Genomic DNA, 19,437 nt, shown 5'->3' on the forward strand with positions numbered 1-19,437 from the left:
CAATCAAGCCTCTGGCCGGAACGCGCCCGGCGGAATGTGTCCGTCGACATAGGCGTGATAGAGAGCGTCGAGCTGCACCCACAGCACGTTGCACTTGAAGCGCAGAGCTTCGATGCAGGCCTCCTGCTCGTCGCGTGTCTTGGCGTTTTTCAGCACGTATTGCAGCGCGAAATCGGCATCGCGCGGCGCTTGCGTCAGCCGGCGCTTGAAATACGCCATCACCTTATCGTCGATGAAATCGTAGTTTTCGAGCATGCCGACGATCCGTTCTTTATGGATCCTCGGAGCGAAAAGCTCGGTGAGGGACGAGGCCACGGCGATGGTCAGCGGCTGTTCGCGAACGAACGTGACATAGGACTCAACCGCGAAAACCGTAGCGGGAAGCGCGCCACGACGCGAAATGACGTATTCTCGGTCGAGGCCCAAGCCGTCCGTCAACACCAGCCAGCGTTCGATGCCACCTTGCTCATCCGGCAGCAGTCCATCGTGATCGAGGATGCGATGTGTCCACTCTCGGCGGAGTTCGCGGTCGTAAACGCGGCTGACAAGAGCGGCGTCCTTTCGCGGCACTGCTGACTGATAGCAGTAGCGGTTCAGCGCCCAGGCCTGCACTTGGCCCTTATTCAGCTTGCCGCCGTGCAGCATGTGATGAAACGGATGCAAGTCGTGATAGCGCTCGGGGCCGATGGCGCGAAGTGCTGCTTCAAAATCGGATGTCGACATCGGCGGCTCGTTGCCGAGCCGTTCTGCGGTTTTCTTTTCAAGACTAACCGGGTTCATAGGCGGACCTCCATGCCATCGAAGCCGACTTCCCAACCGGATGCTTCGACGACTTTACGGGCTTCTGAATTTTCGTCCAGGATTGGGTTGGAATTGTTGATGTGGACGTAAATCCGGCGCTTCACGTTGAGCTTGCTCAAGGCGGCGATCGAGCCATCGGAGCCCGACACAGAGATGTGACCCATGCGCTTGCCGGTTTTGTTCAGCAGCCCCTGGGCCAGCATTTCGTCATCGGTAAACAGCGTGCCGTCCAAAAAGATCAGCTCGGCGCCGCGGATTTTTTCCGCCAACGGCGGATCGATCTCGGCGACGCCCGGAATATAAAAGAATGCTTTGCCGGTTTTGGCGTCGGTGATCTTGAGGCCGATCGTGTCGCCATCGCGACTGCCGAAATTGTTGCTGGTGTCGCCCTTCTCGAGAAACAGCGCGATTTTTCCGGGGACCGCGAAAGCTTCGACGACGAGACCGAGATCCTGGCCTGCGCCTTCGAGGCGGGTCGGCTTGTCGAGTTCGAAGGTGATGCGTTTGACCTTATCTGCCGCCAGGACGTCGAAGATCGAATTTGCGGCGAGCGTCGCCAGCACACGGTCGGAGCCGTAGATCGAGAACGGCTGGCCTTCGCGCAGGCTCAAGAGGCCGGTGATGTGATCGACGTCGGCGTTGGTGACGACGACGGCCTTAATGGGTGAAGTTCGCAGCGGACCGGAGCGCGCCGGCTGAAGCTCGGGCGTTTCGTTGATCTGCTGACGAATATCCGGGGAGGCATTGAGCAATACCCAGTTTGCGCCGTCAGAACTGACAGCGAGAGAGGATTGCAGCCTTGCCTTATATCCCGCTTCTCCGGCGCGCACTCGCGATGAGTGATAGCCGTTGCAATTCCATTGCGGGAATCCGCCCCCAGCGGCGGATCCAAGCACTTTTATAAGCATCGCTGATTTTTGATTTACGCCGACGGGTCGCCGAAGCCGGCAGCGCTCTCTGTCCTTTTTCGAGAGCTATAAGGCTGCGGCGGCCGATTCGCCAAAAATCGACCGCCGCGCCGGTATCTCACAAGATTTGCGAGACCGAAGACTTCATCTGATTAGATGAGGTCGATTTCTGCCGGAAGGTAGCTCGTGACTTCGAGACCAACTTCCTGCTCGCGAACTTCGGGCTTCGTCCAAGTCTTCATGGTGTTTCCTCCAAGCGGTGAACTGCTTTCCCTACTCAGCAGACCCCGCCGAGGGTCCACTCGATTGGTGCAGGCACTTATGTTTGTGCCGGCCCAATCTGCGGATCGGCCTTTCAAAGTCAAGGCTCGAACCGCTACCAACCGCAAAAGATCACGTTTCGAGACTTCTTTTCAAATCAATGCCCTTCACGTCTGCGTGTGGGTCTGATCCAGGACGTTCTGTGAGCATGTGCGAGAGGATGATTGCCGGCTCGGAAATGCGTCCGGAGCGGATGAGGCGGCCTGGCACCTCCCGTAGAAGCTTCGCGATTTCGGCGCAGGCGCATCCAAATCGGGTCGAATGTCTAGCGCGTTAGAATATTATTCTTATATTTGGGGTGGAATGCCGCAGGTATGTAGAAAATTGTTCCAAAATGACGTATGCAAACGAGCGTCGGGCTGGTGCCAGTTATTGGATGGTCCGTTAGCCATTGATGGCTAAATGATCGATCAAAGTGATTGGTTCGATCACAAAGATGGGGCTTTCGCTGAGATCAAAGGCGCGTTAGGCCCGCATCTTGATGTCCGGGCTGAAGGATTTCGGGCTGAAGGCCCTGATTAAGGAGAGCTTTTTGTGACCGCCACCCCTCTGCTTCCGCGTAACGCGCCGTTTCTGCCGGAAGAGATCGAGATGCTGAACAAAGTAGTTGCGCGGACAACTCCGCAGCAGCGCTCTTGGCTTGCCGGTTTCTTCGCAGGTTTTGAGGCGGCTCAGGGTGGCAGCGTAGGGCAGGCAGTTCCCGCCGCAAGGCCGCGGGCGCCGCTGACTATTCTTTATGCCAGCGAGAGCGGCAACGCCGAAGCACTGGCGAACAAGGCCAAGAAGGCCGCCCAGAAGCACGGTCTCGATGCCAAGGTTTTCGATATGGCCGACGCCGACATGGCGCTGCTGGCCAAGGCGAAGAACATCGTCGTTTTTGCTGCAACCTGGGGCGAAGGCGATCCACCGTCGCGCGTGGTCGACTTTTATCAGACCCTAATGAGCGACGCGGCGCCACGCATCGACGGCGTGCGGTTCGCGGTTCTGGCGCTGGGCGATACGGCCTATGCGCAGTTCTGTGCGGTCGGTCGGGCCATCGATGCCCGTCTTGAAGAACTCGGTGGCGTACGGTCGTTCGATCGGGTCGATCTCGATCTCGATTACGTGAAGCAGGCGGCAGACTGGACGGAAAACGCGCTCGCGAAACTCGCGCCGAAGGAAGAGGCGGCGAGCGGCACGGTCGTCCATGTCGATTTCGGGGCGGCTGCTCAGTTTGCCGATGATGATGAGCCGAAATATACGGCCGAGCATCCGCTCGAAGCAGAGATTTCCGCTCTTGTAAACTTGAACGGCACGGGCTCGACGCGCGAGACGTGGCACGCCGAGTTCGCATTCGACGATCCGGCGTTCACCTACAAGCCTGGCGACGCGATCGGCATGTACCCGGAGAACGATCCCGCGCTCGTTGACGACGTGCTGCAGGCGGTTGGTCTCGGTTCAGACGCGGCGCTGCTTTTGAAGCTGCAGAAATCCTATGACGTCACGACGCTGTCGCGCTCGTTCGTCGAGAACTTCGCCAAGCTGACGGGACGCGCTGACGCGAAGGCGCTGCTTGAAGGCGAGGCCTATCCGAAGTTCGCTTCAGATCGGCAGCTCATCGACTTCTTCCAGGCTTATCCGGAAAAGCTGACGGCTGAGCAATTGACGAGCTTGCTGCGGCCATTGCCGGGGCGGCTTTATTCGGTGGCGTCGAGCCTGAAAGCGCATCCGGGTGAAGCGCATCTGCTCGTCGGTGCGGTGCGCTGGGAATCTCACGGCCGTGTTCGCAAGGGCGTTTCGTCGACGTTCCTCGGCGAGCGGCGAAAAGTCGGACAGACGGCGCGTCTCTACGTCAAGTCGAACCGGCATTATCGTCTGCCGCCCGATGGGCATACGCCGATCATCATGATTGGTGCAGGCACGGGCGTTGCACCTTATCGCGCCTTTGTCGAAGAGCGCGTTGCGGACGGTGCAAAGGGCAAGAGCTGGCTGTTCTTCGGCGAACGCAACTTCACCAACGATTTCCTGTATCAGCTCGAATGGCAGGACTATCTGGCGTCGGGCGATCTCACGCGGATCGACGTGGCCTTCTCGCGTGACCAGCCGGAGAAGATTTACGTGCAGCATCGCCTGTGGGAGCGTCGCGACGATCTCCGCACGTGGCTCGAAGAGGGTGGGCACATCTATGTCTGCGGCGACGAGAAGGGCATGGCGAAGGACGTCGATCAGATGCTCGTCAAGATTCTCGCCGAGCCGCTGAAGGGTGACGAAGAAGCCGGCCGCGCCAAGCTCAAGGAGCTGACGAAGGCCGGGCGCTATCAGCGCGACGTGTATTAAGAATTGAATGTCCCTCTCCCCATCACAGGGGCGATCGGAGAGGGGAATGCCGGGAACAGTCGAAATGACCGATAAACGCTCGAAGAACGAGTTCATCAAAGAGAAGAGCCATCAGCTGCGCGGGACGCTGGCTGAAGGATTGCGGCAGGTCGAGACCGGCGCCATCGCCGAGGACGATCAGCAGCTCATCAAGTTCCACGGTTCGTATATTCAAGACGACCGTGATGTGCGCGGCGAGCGATCCAAGAAGAAGCTCGAGAAGGCCTACGCCTTCATGATCCGACTGCGCATTCCCGGCGGCTTCCTTGGCGCCAAGCAGTGGATCGGCCTCGACAACATCGCGAGCACCTATGCCAACGGTTCGATGCGGCTGACGACGCGCGAGACATTTCAGTTTCACGGCGTCATCAAGTCGAACTTGAAGCGGACGATGCAGGGGTTTCACGACATCTGCCTCGATACGCTTGCAGCCTGCGGCGACGTCAACCGCAATGTCATGACGGCGGCCAATCCCGATCTGTCGAAGGCGCATCGGCAGGCTTACGATCTCGGCAAAGAGATCAGCGAGCATCTTTTGCCGAAGACCGGCGCCTATCACGAGATCTGGCTCGACGGCGAGAAGGTCGAAGATAAATCGGGTCCGGCGAAAGAGGATGTCGAGCCGATCTACGGCGTCCATTACCTGCCGCGCAAATTCAAAGTCGTCGTGGCGGTGCCGCCAGATAACGACGTCGATATTTACGCACACGATCTGGGTTACATCGCCATCGTCGAGAAGGGCGAGCTTGTCGGCTGGAATGTGACGGTCGGCGGCGGAATGGGCATGACGCACGGCGATCCGAATACGTTTCCGCGCACCGCCGATCTGCTTGGTTTCTGCACACCGGAGCAGGCCGTTACGCTCGCCGAAAAGATCGTGACCGTGCAGCGCGATTGGGGCAACCGCGAGAACCGGGCGCGGGCGCGTTTGAAATACACGATCGAGGATCGCGGGCTCGACAACTTCCGCGAGGAAGTGGAAAAGCGGGCAGGGTTCAAACTTGGCAAGCCGAAGCCATTCAAGTTTGCGAGCACGGGCGACAAGATCGGTTGGCGGCAAACGATCGACGGCAAGAAGAGCGCCGATAAGCCCTGGCATCTGACGCTGTTCGTCGAGAACGGCCGCATCAAGGATCGGCCAGGTTTTACGCTGAGAACGGCGCTGCGCGAGATTGCCGATCTCGGTATTTGTGATTTCGTCTGCACGGCGAACCAGAACGTCATCCTCGCCAATGTGCCGGGAAAATCGAAGGCGAAGATCGAAGGCATTCTGACGTCGCATGGCGTTGAACTCGGTGTCTCTTCGGGGCTGCGCCGCAACGCAATGGCGTGTGTGGCGTTGCCGACATGCGGTCTTGCTCTGGCGGAGAGCGAGCGGTTCCTGCCCGATCTCGTAACCGCGCTTGAGGAGAGCCTCGATCGCGCGGGTCTGAAAGACGACGATATCGTCATCCGCATGACGGGGTGCCCGAATGGCTGTGCGCGGCCGTATCTGGCCGAAATCGGGTTGGTCGGGCGTAACCCAGGGCTTTACAACCTCTATCTCGGTGCGGCCTTCAACGGTTCGCGGCTGTCGAAGCTTTACGCGCAGGACGTCGACAAGCAGCGGATCGTGTCACTGCTTGAGCCGATCTTCATCAATTACGCAAAGACGCGGAATGACGGCGAGCGCTTTGGCGATTTCGCGATCCGGTCGGGCTATGTGAAAGAGACGACGGCAGGCAATCAGTTCCACGCGGACGTGAAGCTGGTTTGAACTCTTTTCTTGCGCTTGGCGACACGCGTTCCGCGCGCCGGCCGCCAAGCGCAAAAAATCGCTTCGATCTGTCTCGTGCCGACGAAGATCGGCACTCCGGCAAGTCTCAATATGACGAAGGTTGAGATTGGACTGGGTCCCAGCCTGCGCCGGGATGACGTTGTTGGTATGTGCGCTATAATTTGTGTGCGAGCTGATAGGCGGCGAAGCACAGGATCAGCGCAAGGAACACGCGCAGCAGCCAATCGGGCAGCAGGCCTGTGAGACGCGAGCCTATGGCGATGCCGGGGATCGAGCCAACGAGCAGTAGGCCCAGCAGCGCAAAGCTGGCGTTTCCGATTGACAGGTGGCCGAGGCCCGATATCAGCGTCAGCGGCACGGCATGGACGATATCGGTCCCGATCAGACGGCGAGTTCTGAGCGTCGGATAAAGCAGCGTCAGGACCACGACGCCGATCGCGCCTGCTCCGACCGACGTCAGAGTTACAATCGAGCCCAACGTCAGCCCAAGAAGAAGCGTCGGCAAGTAGCGGATTTTGAATTCGGGAGGCTCGCCGACCTGTGCGCGACCGCGGACGACAAGCGGATAAATCAGAATGGCGACGGAACTGATGATCAGGGCCGCGATCAGCGCTTCCTTGATGAACAGGCCGAGAGCCGTGGTGTCGGGATCAAGGAGATGAAGTAGCACCAGCATCGCGAGCGAGCCTGGAACGCTTCCGGCTGCAAGCCATCCGACAAGGCGCCAGTTGACGTTGCCGAAGTTATGATGCGGCCACGCGGCCGAGGCTTTCGTGATGGATGCGAAAAGAAGGTCCGTTCCGACGGCGAGCGTTGGCGGCACGCCGATCTGCGTGATGAGAAATGGTGTCATCAGCGAGCCGGCGCCAACGCCTGTCAGGCCGACAAGAAATCCGACGACGAAGCCGCCAGCGACGACCATGGGCCAGAGAGTGCTGAGATCGAATTCCGGCATGGGATTCCGCAGGGAACGTGACAGTCAGACCTACGCGAGATCGCCGCCGTCTGCAATCTTGGAGTTTCGTTGAAATGGGGTGAGCAGGGCCGTCATCCTCGACTTTCTGCCGAGGATGACTTCGTGATGAAACCTAAAGCCCAGGATCCATGCCGTCGTCGACGGGGGGTGGCGGCTCAATGGCGACGGCGATGCCGGCCGCACGGAGAATAATCGCCACTTCGTTGGCGCGCCGCATGAACTCTTCGCGATCTTTCGAACTCATCGACAGGTCGCGGTTGAGGCCGTTCGCCAGCATGTCACGCTTCAGGACGAAGTGACCTTCGGTCGGCTCTTCTGCCTTGGCGCTGACAGCCGTCGCGACGCCACCAGCCATCGTGGCACCGGTTACGGAATCGACGAGCAGCAGCGTGCCAGTTTCAGGCGTTTCGGTGAAGACGTCGATGGCTGCAGCGCGTCCCAATGAGATTTTGGCGATGGCGATGTCGTTGGCACCGCAGCTGCGCGCCGGGCGCGAGGCCATAGTCTCGAGATCGAGAAGCGCCTTGACCTCGATGTTCGAGATCGGAATGAGATCAGTCGATGTCCGCAGCAGATAACCTGCGGTGGGGCTGAAGGCATCTTCCGACAACCAAACAAAACGCGCTTCGACGGTCTGGGCCGCGACGGGAAGCATATCACGCTTCGAGAGAACCGCGCCGCGCGAGACATCGATATCGACATCGAGCTGAAGCGCGACGGCCTGGCCGGCCGAGGCGCTTTGCAGATCGCCATTCATCGTGGCGATGCGAACGACTTTGCCCCCTGCGTTGCTTAGCGTGTCGATGACTTCGTCGCCGACCTTGATCGAGCCGGACGTGACGGTGCCTGCGAGGCCGCGGAAATCCTGGCTGTCGCGCAGAACCGTCTGCACGGGGAAGCGGAACACGGAGCCGGCTTCGCTGACGCGGCTCGGCGTCTTCTCCAGGTGCTGGATGAGCGTCGGGCCGGTGTACCAGGACATGTTGCTCGATTGGGTCGTGACGTTGTCGCCGAACACAGCCGAGAGCGGCACGGCGGTCGCGTCCCAGAAATTGAATTTCCAGCAGAGTGTGCGGAAGTCGGCTTCGATCTTGCGGAACACGTCTTCCGACCAGCCGACCAAGTCCATCTTGTTAACGGCGAGCACGACGTGCTTGACGCCGACGAGATCGAGGATGGCCGTGTGTCGCTTGGTCTGCTTCTTCACGCCCGAGCGGGCATCGACCAGAACGATCGCGACGTCGGCGTGAGATGCGCCCGACGCCATGTTGCGTGTGTACTGCTCATGGCCAGGTGAATCGATGATGACGAAGCGGCGCGTCGGCGTGTCGAAATATTTCCACGCAATGTCGATCGTGATGCCTTGCTCGCGCTCTGCGACGAGGCCATCGAGTAGCATCGAGAAATCGGGGAGATCGGTGCCCGCAGCTTTGCGGCCCGACTTGCGGACGTTCTCGCGCTGATCCTCGTAAAGGTCGGAAGCATCCCACAGCATGCGGCCGATCAACGTCGATTTGCCATCGTCAACAGATCCGCACGTCAGCAGGTGTGTAATGCCGCCGAGATCGCGCACGAGGTTCGGCACGACTTCCAGGCGTGGCGCCTCGTTGGCGGCGGGCTGAATTTTATGGAGGGCGTGCACCGACATTAGAAATAGCCTTCCTGCTTCTTCTTTTCCATTGCGCCGGCTTGGTCGTGATCGATCAGACGGCCCTGGCGTTCCGACGTCTGCGCGTTGAGCGTTTCGGCGACGACGGCTTCGATCGTTTCGGCTTCGGATTCGACCGCTGCGGTGAGCGGGTAGTCGCCGAGCGTGCGGAAGCGGATCTTGCGCATCTCGACTTTCTCGCCGTCCCGCGGTTGCAGACGTTCGTCATCCTGCATCAGGATTTGCCCGTTGCGCACGATGGTCGGCCGCTCGGCCGCGAAGTAGAGCGGAACGACATCGAGCTTTTCGCGCAGAATGTAACGCCAAACGTCTTTTTCGGTCCAATTGGACATTGGGAAGACGCGCACGGTTTCGCCGGTACCGAGGCGCCCGTTCAACAGGTTCCACATCTCGGGGCGCTGCTTGCGCGGATCCCACCGATGGCCGGGGGCACGGAACGAGAAAACGCGTTCTTTCGCGCGGCTCGCTTCTTCGTCCCGGCGAGCACCGCCGAAGGCCGCGTCGAAGCCGTATTTGTCGAGCGCTTGTTTCAGGGCCTGTGTTTTCAGCACGTCGGTGTGGATCGAAGGCGCGTGATCAATCGGATTGATGCCGCGCTTGATGCCGTCGTGATTGGTGTAAACGATCAGATCGAGACCGAGTTCACGTGCCGTCCGATCGCGAAAAGCGATCATATCCTTGAACTTCCACGTCGTGTCGACGTGCAGCAGCGGAAACGGCACCGCCTGCGGGAAGAAGGCCTTCCGCGCCAAGTGCAGCAGGACGGTCGAATCCTTGCCGATAGAATAGAGCATCACGGGCTTGCGGAACTGCGCTGCAGCCTCGCGGAAAATATGGATGCTTTCTGCTTCGAGCAGATCAAGATGCGATGGCGAGGCCGTCATGCCGCGCGGTCCTTCGGTTCGAAACCAGGGTCTTGGGGCTGCGTATGAAGTCCGCATTCTTTGCCGTTCTCGTTTTCCCACCACCAGCGGCCGGCACGGATGTCTTCGCCCGGCTTGATGGCGCGTGTGCACGGTTGGCATCCAATCGACGGGAATCCCTTCGCATGCAGAGCATTCACGGGAATTTTGTTGGCTGCAACGTAGTCTTCGAGTTTTTCAAGAGACCAGTCAGCGATTGGGTTGAGTTTGATGAGCTTTTGCACAGGATCGTAGCTCGCGAATGGAACATGCGAGCGGCCCTGTGACTGCTCGCGGCGCAAACCGGTCACCCAACCAGCAGCACCATGTAGCGCCCGATTCAGCGGACGGACTTTGCGAATTTCGCAGCAAGCTTTGCGCGCTTCGATCGAATAGCGAAAACCGTAGACGCCGTCGTTTTCAACCAGCTCTTCGACTTCGGCGGACTCAGGGAACATCACCCGGATCTTGATGCCGTACTTGCCTTCGGTATCGAACAGCGTGTCGAGCGTCTCGGGAAAATGCCGGCCGGTGTCGAGCGTAAAGATGTCGATATCGGTTCCGCTCACCGCGATGGCGTGCGTGATCGCCTGATCCTCGATGCCGAGGCTGGTGGAGAAGGAGACGGTGCCGTCGACGGCTGCGCGGATTGCCGACAGGCGCTCTTCGAGCGTCGTCAGCTCTGCGAGCTTGTGGTCGAGTTCGGCTGCGAGCGCATGTTGCGCCGCGGAATGAATATCGGTCGGCTGGCCTGCGGGGGCGAATGCCGGTGCTTCGAACAGCGTCATGAAGGACCTCCGTGTGCCGCTACATAGTGGAAAACTATTCTCCTGAGAAGGCATTTCTATAAATAAGAATAGGATATTATTTCTCAAACTATCGCGAAATGGCCGCGTTCCTTTCTTGCGGCGCTTGAGAATGGCGTTCGCTACGCCGGCGGCAGCGTGTGGAAATCATTGTCGTCGCGCGAGCCATCCGAGCAAGCCATTTGCTGCCGATGCGGCGGTTGCGAAGGTCCCCTGCAGCAAATAACCGCCGGTGGGTGCTTCCCAATCAAGCATTTCGCCTGCGACAAACAGGCCGGGGCGGTCTTTGAGCATGAGGTTCTCGTCCAACGCGGTCCAAGTGACGCCGCCAGCGGTCGAGATAGCCCTGTCGATGTCGGTCACCCCTACAACCTGTAGGGGTAGAGCTTTGATGCGCGCGGCAAGGGCGTCGGCGCTGTCGGGTAGCGCTGCATTCCCTTCGCGAAGGAGGGCGACGGCGACCGGATCGAGATGGGCTGCCTTGCGCAGAAAGTTCGTCAGCGTTTCGCCCGAGCGGCGGCGGCCGAGACGTTCGGCGAGGGCCGACTGCGTGAGGTCCGGTTTGAGGTCCACTATAAGTGTCGCGCTTTTGCCGTCGCCAAGTGTGGCGCGGATATGCGGGCCGAGAGCATAGATTGCTCCGCCTTCCAGGCCGTTGGCCGTTACGACGGCTTCACCCCGGACCGTTGTCGAGGCGATAGAGAGCGCAATGCGCTTTAAAGCCAGTCCCTCGAAACGCGATTTGAAAACCTCAGACCACGATACGAGGACGCCGCAGTTGGCCGGCTCGAGCGGTGTGATGGTAATACCGGTGTTCCGGAACTGATCAACCCAGGCGCCGTCGGAGCCGAGCTTCGGCCAACTGCCACCGCCAAGCGCGAAGAGTGCCGCATCGGGTGTGATCGTAAGTTGGCCATTAGTCGTTTCAAATACCAGCGCGCCGGTATCGTTGAACCCGACCCAGCGGTGGCGGGGTTTAATGGAAACACCGAGGCTGTCGAGACGCCGTAACCATGCGCGCAACAGTGGCGAGGCTTTCATCGCCTTCGGAAAGACGCGACCGCTCGTGCCGACGAAAGTTTGAGCATCGAGATCGTTCGCCCAGGCGATGAGCCGCTCAGGCGGAAAAGTTTCGACGGCCATCCGGACTTCATCGGCGCTTTCGCCATAGCGTGTCAGGAACCGTTCGAGCGGCTCGCTATGAGTCAGGTTCAGGCCGCCGCGGCCGGCGAGCAGAAACTTGCGCGCGGGCGACGGCATCCTTTCATAGATAGAGACGCGATGTCCGGCGTTCGCGATGACCTCGGCGGCAAACAAGCCTGCGGGTCCGGCGCCGATGATGGCGACGTCCTTCGCGTCGACGGTTTTGCTCACCATGTTCCCGTGTTCGCCATCGAGGCCCACGGTTCCTGCGACGGCAGCGAAGCGCCCTTCTGCAGAAGCTCGATTGAGATCAGGTCAGGAGAACGCACGAAAGCCATGTGACCATCGCGCGGAGGGCGGTTGATCGTGACGCCTGCGGCCTGGAGTTTTGCGCAGGTGGCGTAAATGTCATCGACAAGAAATGCGAGGTGCCCGAAGTTGCGGCCCGTGCCGTATGGCTCAGGGTCCCAGTTGTAAGTAAGTTCGAGCATCGGCGCTTTCTCATTCAGCGCGCGCTCTTCGTCTTCGGGGGCCGCGAGAAAGATGAGGGTGAAGCGACCCTTCTCATTTTCCATCCGGCGAATCTCTTTCATCCCGAGTGCATCGCAATAGAATTTGAGACTAGCCGCGATATCGGTCACGCGAACCATCGTGTGCAAGTAGCGCATCACTCACCTTTTGCCTGCTGTGTGATCGTCTTAGTGGTCGTGTTGCTCGCGCGAAAAATTCTTCCGCACACGCGAATGCTGCACCTCTGCCACAGTGCGTCCTGAAACGTCTTACAGCGCCCGCTCGCTCGCGATGCGCGATTTCGTCCTGCTGTGGATGAGCATTGGAGATCTTCGTTTCCGCCGTTTGGATCAGCACCATCGAAGACGCGGAAAATCAAGTGCCGATGAACGAATCACTTATCGGTGATTCGGAGCGCACGGCGCTATCCACGCATGTGGAGGAAAGTTTGCCGGACATCGGCGCGAGATCGAAGCTGGGGAAGAATCAGGATGCTTTTTAATGACGTGTTATCATGCTCTTAGGCGAGCAAACACGATGTGGATTCAAGCATCACAACCGATGGTCAAGGGGGATGCGCCAAAATATTGCCCCTAGTTCCAGCCAGAGCCGGTGTTATGGTTTCCCACGTTTCGCGGTGATGTTCGGTGTTTCGTTTCTGAAGAGGGCTCTTCCAGAAGCGAGATGTTCGGCGGCATGGCGCAGCGAAAGAGTTATCGTTTGACGCACAGTATATGCGGGGTAAGCAAGTATGGGGGATAATAAACGTCCCGGGCTTTCTGAATTTTTGGAAGTGGGCGGTATCAGCCCAGAAGCGCTCGACGACGCGGCAGCTGAAGTTTTTGAAGTTGCCGGAATGATCAAGTGGTTCGACGCTTCCAAAGGCTACGGCTTTATTGTGCCGGACAATGGACTGCCCGATATCCTTCTTCACGTGACCTGCCTCCGGGCCGGAGGTTTCCAGACTGCCTACGAAGGTGCGCGCGTTCATTGCGAAGTGTTGCGCCGTCCGAAGGGCATGCAGGCTTTCCGCATTCTCAGCATGGATGAGAGTTCGGCGATCCATCCCTCGCAACTTCCTCAGCGCACGCATGTCATCGTGCAGCCGGAAAGCGATTGGTGCCGGGCATACGTCAAATGGTTCAACCGCGTTCGCGGTTTCGGCTTCTTGACACGCGGCGAGGGCACGCCCGATATCTTCTGTCACATGGAAACGCTGCGCCGCTTCGGCTTCACTGAGCTGCGTCCAGGGCAGATCGTTCAGGTTCGTTGGGGTTACGGATCGAAGGGCTGCATGGCCGCGGAACTCAGGCCGGATGGTGTGCCGACGGGGCTGCCGTCTCGTAACTGACACGAGCAAAATGGCGAATATGGTGCCGAGTTCAACGAAGGGGGCCGCGATCAGCGTGGCCCTTTTTATTTTTCCGCCGCTGTTCGTGGCAGCGTGGCCGTGGATGAATGCGTTCGTCGATCTGGTGCCGCCCGCGCATGCGAAAATGCGGCAGGACACGTTGCGGATCGTCTCCGCCGGGGGCGCCGAGCATGCGTTTACGATCGAGGTCGCGACCACCGAGAAGGAAAAAGCTCTTGGCTTGATGTTCCGCACGGAGCTCAGCGACAACCAAGGAATGCTCTTCCCCTACACCGTCGAGCGTGGTCTTCAGATGTGGATGCACAACACGTACATCCCGCTCGACATGCTTTTCATTCGCGCCGATGGCACCATTACGCGCATCGAGGAGCGCGCCGAGGCGCTGTCGGACCGGGTGATCTCATCGGGGGCGCCGGTTCTAGCTGTGCTCGAAATTCCGGGCGGCGCGTCGGCGCGCCTTGGCATCAAGGCCGGCGACAAGGTGCGTTATCCAATTTTTTCGGGTTCCTGACGCCCGCGGCTATTAGGGATGGTGTGTCTGACCAGCGGCGACTTGACCTTAACGAGCGAAAGCGGCAGATGAGAGCGCAAGTCGGGGCGTAGCTCAGCCTGGTAGAGCATCTGCTTTGGGAGCAGAGGGTCGCGTGTTCGAATCATGTCGCCCCGACCAATACTTTCTGTAGGTTAGCCGAACGCGCGTTTTCATTCGGACTTTCCGGCAGCGTCGCCATTCTGACTTTCGGCCTCAGAACGTTCATCACTGCTTCCACTTTCGACCCAAACGTGACGCTTGCGAGCTACATCACGCGCCGGGTTTCCGTGCGCTTGACGCACGGTCGCACCGCTTTGGGCAAGGTGGCCGGCAAGGACGTTCTCCGGGCGCTGGTGCCATTCGAAACAGAAGAGGGATACAGCCCCGCCGGGTGACGCTCTCCGGCTGCCGCGAGAGCCTCGTGTAGGGCACATAAGCTCATCGAGCGTCGCAGGCCGCGTGGTGCCTTTGCCCTGATCCAGTTCGACGCCGACGGGAAACAACTGCAGCCACGATATCGACCGATATCGATAGGCCCGCCGAGAACAGCGGTTCTCCTTAAACCAGCGTTAGGCTATGAAGAGCGCTGTATACTTGCAAGGGGGGATCATGCCACGACGCGAGTGTCCAGCCACCGTTCAGGCCGAGATCAGCAGTTCATTAGCGCTCGCGTATATCTGCGATCTTGTAGGCTATGAAAGTCGCGTCGATCCTCCGACCACGACGCCATATAAGCCCCCAAGGTTCCCATCACCCCCCGCTCCCGAAATGGCGTGACGTTACGATCTCTCTCGATGGCTGGTTAGCGATGGGGAACGCGGCCAAAAAGAGCGGCATTTCAGAACTGCATTGCGCTCAAAAAAACTACCGTTCGCGGATTCTGAATAATGAATGACCATCCATTCTACCTTTTTACGTCCGTCCCGCCGCATTTAGTCGGGGATCAACTTGAAGAACAGCACCGCATTATCGCTTCGTGGATAGCCGCAGGCTTTTCGCCGGTATCCGTCAATGGGCCATCCGAGATTGAACGGGTACTTGCCTACGGATTTGATCTTGATATCGAGCCATGCAGCAGCGAGGGCAAGCCGCTTGTCGGCGATATTCTCGAGGCCGTTCGTAAGCGATCTGGCCCACGCGCGGGGATCATTAATTCCGATTGCGCTATTCTTCCCTATCCGAATTTAGCGGCGGTTCTGGCAGACGAATTGGAAGGCGGCCTGCTCTACGCCGAGCGCATCGATTTCGGCGGCGACGACCCTCCGTCTATCGGCAATTGCTATGGGTTTGATGCCTTCTTTTTTGATACTGCGCTGAGCCGCGGTATTGTTGATGGTCATTTCCAGCTCGGCGAAACATGGTGGGACTACTGGTTTCCGACACAGATGGCGGCTCGTGGCGCGACATTGGGGAATATTGATGTGCCCCTCATCACACACCGGAGACACACATCCAGATGGAGCCCTGAACTATGGCGATTCAATGCGAGGCTCCACTGGAGTGAGATGAAGCTAGCGATTGACGCTAAACAATTGCCTTCTTTTTCGACGGTCATTCGTGACGAAGAGGAAGGATACTTAACTCGTCTTGCGCCAGCTACGTTCTGCTGGCTGCAGTCTCAGAAATGGCCGCGTCCACTTTCATTTCTACCGCCCGAGTTAGTCGGCCTCGAAAACATTCTGCGTGCAGGTCATTATGCCATGCACGTTCGCTTGCCGGAAATCCCGGAGACGCGGCCCGCGATCGTTGCCCCTGAGGCACCCAAGAGGCCGAAGAGCATGTTGAGTCGCGCCAACCGCGCCCGGCTGCATTTCCAGCGCCGCTTGTTCCGGCGAGAGGCTGCTAGCAGTCAGAATGCACGTTGATTTTTCTCATTTCCTGCGTACTTTGGGAGCAGAGGGTCGCGTATTCGAGCCATGTCGCCCTATCTAAATTGCGATCGTTCTTCGTTCGAACTTTCTCGTCATTGCGGAGCCACCATGACGGCACGGATCTTCAAACCTGCGAAAACCGCCATGCAGTCCGGCGAGGCGCGGACGAAGGAGTGGGTGCTCGAATTCGAGCCGGCCAGCGCGCGCGACATAGATCCGTTGATGGGCTGGGTGAGTTCGCGAGACATGCAAGCTCAGGTTCGGCTCGAGTTCGATACCAAGGAAGAGGCCATTGCCTACGCGACGCGCGTGGGCCTCGCCTACACGCTCAGCGAACCAAAGCCGCGCAAGCCAATCAAGAAATCGTACGCGGATAATTTCAAGTTCGGGCGGACGACCAACTGGACGCACTGATGAGTTGGTGGCGAGCGACTCGCGTTTCGCGAGCCAGCCACTCGCCGCGGGCTTGCTTTGAGATTGCGTCTGCCATTGGGCGGAGTTGGCGACACCGTTTCGCGGATCCGGCTGGCCACGCAATCTCGATGGCGCATTTTGCCTATCTCTCAAAACGTCGAACCTCTCTCGCGCGGCGGCACGGTCGCTTGGTGGCGCTACACTGATGCCGTCGCCCTGGCGCAATCGCCTGATCTGGGGTGCGATGATCCTTCTTCTCGTCGTGCTTGCATTCAAGACGCGGGATCACTTCGAGATCTATTTCGCAGGTGTCGGCAAACTTGATGTCCGGGTCGTTCCAGGCGACGACACGCTCTATCTAAGCTGGCGCGGAAAGATCGATGCTCCGATGGCGTCACGCATTGCGGAGGCATTCGAGCGCCATAAGGGCGAGGCGCATAAGATCATCTTGTCGCTTTCATCGCCGGGCGGGTCGCTCGATCAGGGCGCGGACGTCGTGCGGCTGCTGGGCAGGATCCGACAGACGCATGCGCTTGTCACGCTTGTAGACACCGGCGGCATCTGCGCGTCGATGTGTGTGCCGATCTATCTGCAAGGGCAGCTGCGTCTCGCGGCGCCGAGTGCGGAGTTCATGTTCCACGAGGTGGCGTTTCGCGATTTCTTTTCCAAGAAAAGGGATAGTGGCGTGCCGGAAACGGCGATCGGCTCCGAGACCGATCGCTTCTTCGAGAAATACTTCGAAGCTGCTGGTGTGCCGCAATCGTGGATCAATAGCGTGCGCGCGCAAATGACCGGCGGGCATGAGGTCTGGAAGACCGCTCGCGAGCTGGTCGACGAGCACGCGGACATCGTGCAGCAACTCATCTGAGGCAAGCCTCAAGGATCGCGCCAGAGCATGCTTTGATCGGCGCCTGCCGGAGGTCCGCAAGCGAGCCCCCGACAGGAGAATTGTTTTTTCCTAGCGGAACAGCACGGTAGCTTTGCCGAGCGTATTCCAGACGCCCCAGAAGAACGGAATCGCGACAGCGATCCATGCTACGATGGCGCCTGGGCTCACACCGCCGAAGCCGATGCCGTGCGAACCTGTGCTGACGTTTGCCGTCGACTTCGCTGCCTGGAGCTTTGCCACTTCGGCGTCGCTCATCATCCATTTGTCGGCGACCGGGCGAATGAGCGCGTTGGCGATGAAGCCGACGAGCAGGAAGCCCGCAAGGATATACATTGTGCGATCGTAGACGAGGGCGCGCGGTACACCTGCCGAGATCTGTGCGTCACGGAGATAGCCGATCACCAGCGGGCCTAGGACGCCCGCCGTCGACCACGCCGTCAATAGCCGTCCGTGGATGGCGCCGACGAATTGCGTGCCGAAGATATCGGCGAGATATGCGGGCACCGTTGCGAAGCCGCCGCCATACATCGTCAGGATCACGCAGAACGCCGCGACGAACAACGCGATCGAGCCGGCATGAGCGAGCGTCGGCGCCAGTGCATAGAGCGCCATGCCGAGGACGAAGAAGCAGAAGTACGTGGTCTTCCGGCCGATGATGTCGGAAAGTGACGCCCACAGGAAACGGCCGCCGCTGTTGAACAGAGATAGCAAGCTGACGAAGCCGCCTGCAATTCCTGCGATGATCGTGGCTTGAGCTGGCGTCAAATCCTTGAAGGAGACGTCGTTAAGACCGATCAACTTGCCGGCAAAGATTTCCTGCAGCATTGGCGAGGCCATCGCCAGGACGCCGATACCTGCCGAGACGTTCATGCAGAGCACGATCCAGATCAGCCAGAATTGAGGGGTCTTGTGGGCGTTGTCGAGATGGACATGGCCGTGCGTGATCAGGGCTTTGGTTTGGCTGCTTGGCGGGGTCCAGCCGTCGGGCTTCCAGCCATCCGGCGGCACGCGGTAGCCGAACGCACCGCATAACATTGCGAAGAGGTAGATGACGCCGATCACGGCCATCGCCTCTTGGACGCCGACAGATTCAGCGGTCTTGAAGTGGTTCATCAACAGGATTGCAATCGGCGAGCCGATCATCGCGCCGCCGCCGAAGCCCATGATGGCCATGCCGGTTGCCATGCCGCGGCGATCGGGGAACCATTTGATCAGCGTGGACACCGGCGAGATATAGCCGAGACCGAGGCCGATGCCGCCGATCACGCCCAGGCCGAGCCAGAGAAGCCACAACTGGTGCAGGTGCACCGCCAGAGCCGAAATCAGGAAGCCGCCGCCCCAGCATAATGCTGCGACGAGTCCGGCCTTGCGTGGCCCGGCGCGTTCCAGCCAGCCGCCGAACACCGCGGCGGATAATCCGAGAAACACGATGCCGAGTGTGAAGGTGACGAGCAGGTCGCTGACGCGCCAATCGCAAGTCGTCGTGATAAGGGCCTGGGCCAGCGTCATGTCGGGACATGTCAACGGCTTGGTGATGCCGAGCGCTTGCGACAGCGGGAGCCAGAACACGCTTAGGCCATAACTCATGCCGATGCAGAGATGGATGGCAAGGGCGGCCGGTGGCACCAGCCAACGGTTGAACCCCGCCTTGGCGATGATTCTTTCTCTATCGAGCAATCCCGGAGCGTACGGGTCTGCGGAACTGGCCACTGTCATGCGTTTATTCCCCCAGGTTTATTGGCTGCTTTGGTGCGACCGTTTTTCCGGCTTTTGTGCACCTCGGCTGCGACACAATCAACATTGCACCGCGATGAGCCCCGGAAATTCCGTCCTAAATCGTGCAGGGTACAATTGCCCGGAAGGGATCGCACGGCCTTGCGCCGCAGGAAATTCGACCTTCGCCACGCGCCGTCGCAAAGGCGTTTGCTCTTGGGAAAAAATTCGCTACAAAGCGCCTTCTTCGCGACTGCCGCGGGTGTAGCTCAATGGTAGAGCAGCAGCCTTCCAAGCTGAATACGTGGGTTCGATTCCCATCACCCGCTCCAACGATTTCCACACTAACAAACTGATGGAAAAACATAATCCGCTGTGCTCGCGGGGTAGCGGGGGCGATGCGGGTGGCTTGTTACGTCAACATCGACGTCAACATTGGCCGCGTGTTTCCATCATAACGGTTGGTGATGGAGAAAAG

General features: G+C 59.3%; 18 protein-coding genes and 2 tRNA genes. 10 read left to right on the forward strand and 10 right to left on the reverse strand.

Annotated elements, in window-relative coordinates:
* Window positions 1-3: 3 nt before the first annotated feature.
* The 3 genes from pqqC to pqqA form a co-directional block, all read right to left on the reverse strand.
* Window positions 4-780: a pyrroloquinoline-quinone synthase PqqC gene (gene pqqC, locus RLW41_RS18100; protein ID WP_414462346.1), complete on the reverse strand. Its 777-nt coding sequence runs from the start codon at window positions 778-780 to the stop codon at window positions 4-6.
* On the reverse strand, window positions 777-1,709 hold the full coding sequence (gene pqqB / locus RLW41_RS18105; protein WP_409563058.1) for a pyrroloquinoline quinone biosynthesis protein PqqB: 933 nt from the start codon (window positions 1,707-1,709) through the stop codon (window positions 777-779). Before pqqB ends, pqqC begins: the two co-directional genes overlap by 4 nt.
* A 152-nt stretch (window positions 1,710-1,861) precedes the next feature.
* Window positions 1,862-1,951, reverse strand: coding sequence for a pyrroloquinoline quinone precursor peptide PqqA (pqqA, locus tag RLW41_RS18110; protein ID WP_013947273.1), 90 nt, complete (start codon window positions 1,949-1,951; stop codon window positions 1,862-1,864).
* A gap of 613 nt (window positions 1,952-2,564) precedes the next feature.
* On the opposite strand from pqqA, the gene RLW41_RS18115 reads away from it, so the two are divergent.
* The gene (locus tag RLW41_RS18115; protein ID WP_414462347.1) at window positions 2,565-4,346 is read left to right on the forward strand and encodes a sulfite reductase flavoprotein subunit alpha; all 1,782 of its coding nucleotides are present in this window, start codon (window positions 2,565-2,567) and stop codon (window positions 4,344-4,346) included.
* 7 nt (window positions 4,347-4,353) lie between these two features.
* Window positions 4,354-6,141, forward strand: a complete 1,788-nt coding sequence (locus RLW41_RS18120; protein ID WP_414462348.1) for an NADPH-dependent assimilatory sulfite reductase hemoprotein subunit — start codon at window positions 4,354-4,356, stop codon at window positions 6,139-6,141.
* Window positions 6,142-6,316: 175 nt separating this feature from the next.
* Here the strand turns inward: RLW41_RS18120 and RLW41_RS18125 are convergent, their stop codons facing one another.
* From RLW41_RS18125 to gloA, 6 genes are all read right to left on the reverse strand, one after another.
* Window positions 6,317-7,117, reverse strand: a complete 801-nt coding sequence (locus RLW41_RS18125) for a sulfite exporter TauE/SafE family protein (protein ID WP_409563061.1) — start codon at window positions 7,115-7,117, stop codon at window positions 6,317-6,319.
* Between the two features lie 133 nt (window positions 7,118-7,250).
* On the reverse strand, window positions 7,251-8,786 hold the full coding sequence (locus RLW41_RS18130) for a GTP-binding protein (RefSeq protein ID WP_013947277.1): 1,536 nt from the start codon (window positions 8,784-8,786) through the stop codon (window positions 7,251-7,253).
* Window positions 8,786-9,691, reverse strand: a complete 906-nt coding sequence (gene cysD / locus RLW41_RS18135) for a sulfate adenylyltransferase subunit CysD (protein WP_409563062.1) — start codon at window positions 9,689-9,691, stop codon at window positions 8,786-8,788. Before cysD ends, RLW41_RS18130 begins: the two co-directional genes overlap by 1 nt.
* A complete protein-coding gene (locus tag RLW41_RS18140; protein WP_409563063.1) occupies window positions 9,688-10,497 on the reverse strand; it encodes a phosphoadenylyl-sulfate reductase in 810 nt (269 codons plus the stop codon). Before RLW41_RS18140 ends, cysD begins: the two co-directional genes overlap by 4 nt.
* A gap of 165 nt (window positions 10,498-10,662) precedes the next feature.
* Window positions 10,663-11,892: a TIGR03862 family flavoprotein gene (locus RLW41_RS18145; protein ID WP_414462349.1), complete on the reverse strand. Its 1,230-nt coding sequence runs from the start codon at window positions 11,890-11,892 to the stop codon at window positions 10,663-10,665.
* The gene (gloA, locus tag RLW41_RS18150; protein ID WP_409563065.1) at window positions 11,886-12,326 is read right to left on the reverse strand and encodes a lactoylglutathione lyase; all 441 of its coding nucleotides are present in this window, start codon (window positions 12,324-12,326) and stop codon (window positions 11,886-11,888) included. The genes RLW41_RS18145 and gloA overlap by 7 nt, the downstream gene beginning before the upstream one ends.
* 164 nt (window positions 12,327-12,490) lie before the next feature.
* Between gloA and RLW41_RS18155 the strand changes: the two genes are divergently transcribed.
* The 7 genes from RLW41_RS18155 (at window position 12,491) to RLW41_RS18185 (ending at window position 17,225) form a co-directional block, all read left to right on the forward strand.
* On the forward strand, window positions 12,491-12,670 hold the full coding sequence (locus tag RLW41_RS18155) for a hypothetical protein (protein WP_414462350.1): 180 nt from the start codon (window positions 12,491-12,493) through the stop codon (window positions 12,668-12,670).
* A gap of 249 nt (window positions 12,671-12,919) precedes the next feature.
* A complete protein-coding gene (locus tag RLW41_RS18160; RefSeq protein ID WP_409563067.1) occupies window positions 12,920-13,519 on the forward strand; it encodes a cold-shock protein in 600 nt (199 codons plus the stop codon).
* A gap of 55 nt (window positions 13,520-13,574) precedes the next feature.
* The gene (locus RLW41_RS18165) at window positions 13,575-14,051 is read left to right on the forward strand and encodes a DUF192 domain-containing protein (protein WP_409563068.1); all 477 of its coding nucleotides are present in this window, start codon (window positions 13,575-13,577) and stop codon (window positions 14,049-14,051) included.
* Between the two features lie 82 nt (window positions 14,052-14,133).
* Window positions 14,134-14,210 (forward strand) — tRNA-Pro (locus RLW41_RS18170).
* Between the two features lie 749 nt (window positions 14,211-14,959).
* Window positions 14,960-15,937 (forward strand): hypothetical protein, encoded by a 978-nt coding sequence (locus RLW41_RS18175; protein ID WP_414462351.1) that lies wholly within the window; start codon window positions 14,960-14,962, stop codon window positions 15,935-15,937.
* Window positions 15,938-16,051: 114 nt separating this feature from the next.
* A complete protein-coding gene (locus RLW41_RS18180) occupies window positions 16,052-16,357 on the forward strand; it encodes an ETC complex I subunit (protein WP_013947286.1) in 306 nt (101 codons plus the stop codon).
* 205 nt (window positions 16,358-16,562) lie between these two features.
* On the forward strand, window positions 16,563-17,225 hold the full coding sequence (locus RLW41_RS18185) for an ATP-dependent Clp protease proteolytic subunit (RefSeq protein WP_414462352.1): 663 nt from the start codon (window positions 16,563-16,565) through the stop codon (window positions 17,223-17,225).
* Between the two features lie 90 nt (window positions 17,226-17,315).
* Here RLW41_RS18185 and RLW41_RS18190 read toward each other — a convergent pair whose 3' ends face one another.
* Window positions 17,316-18,962, reverse strand: coding sequence for an OFA family MFS transporter (locus RLW41_RS18190; RefSeq protein WP_409563071.1), 1,647 nt, complete (start codon window positions 18,960-18,962; stop codon window positions 17,316-17,318).
* Window positions 18,963-19,217: 255 nt separating this feature from the next.
* Between RLW41_RS18190 and RLW41_RS18195 the strand changes: the two genes are divergently transcribed.
* Window positions 19,218-19,291, forward strand: a tRNA-Gly gene (locus RLW41_RS18195).
* The last annotated feature ends 146 nt before the right edge of the window (window positions 19,292-19,437 follow it).

It is taken from the genome of Hyphomicrobium sp. DY-1, assembly GCF_047497105.1.
Taxonomy (GTDB): Bacteria; Pseudomonadota; Alphaproteobacteria; order Rhizobiales; family Hyphomicrobiaceae; genus Hyphomicrobium_B.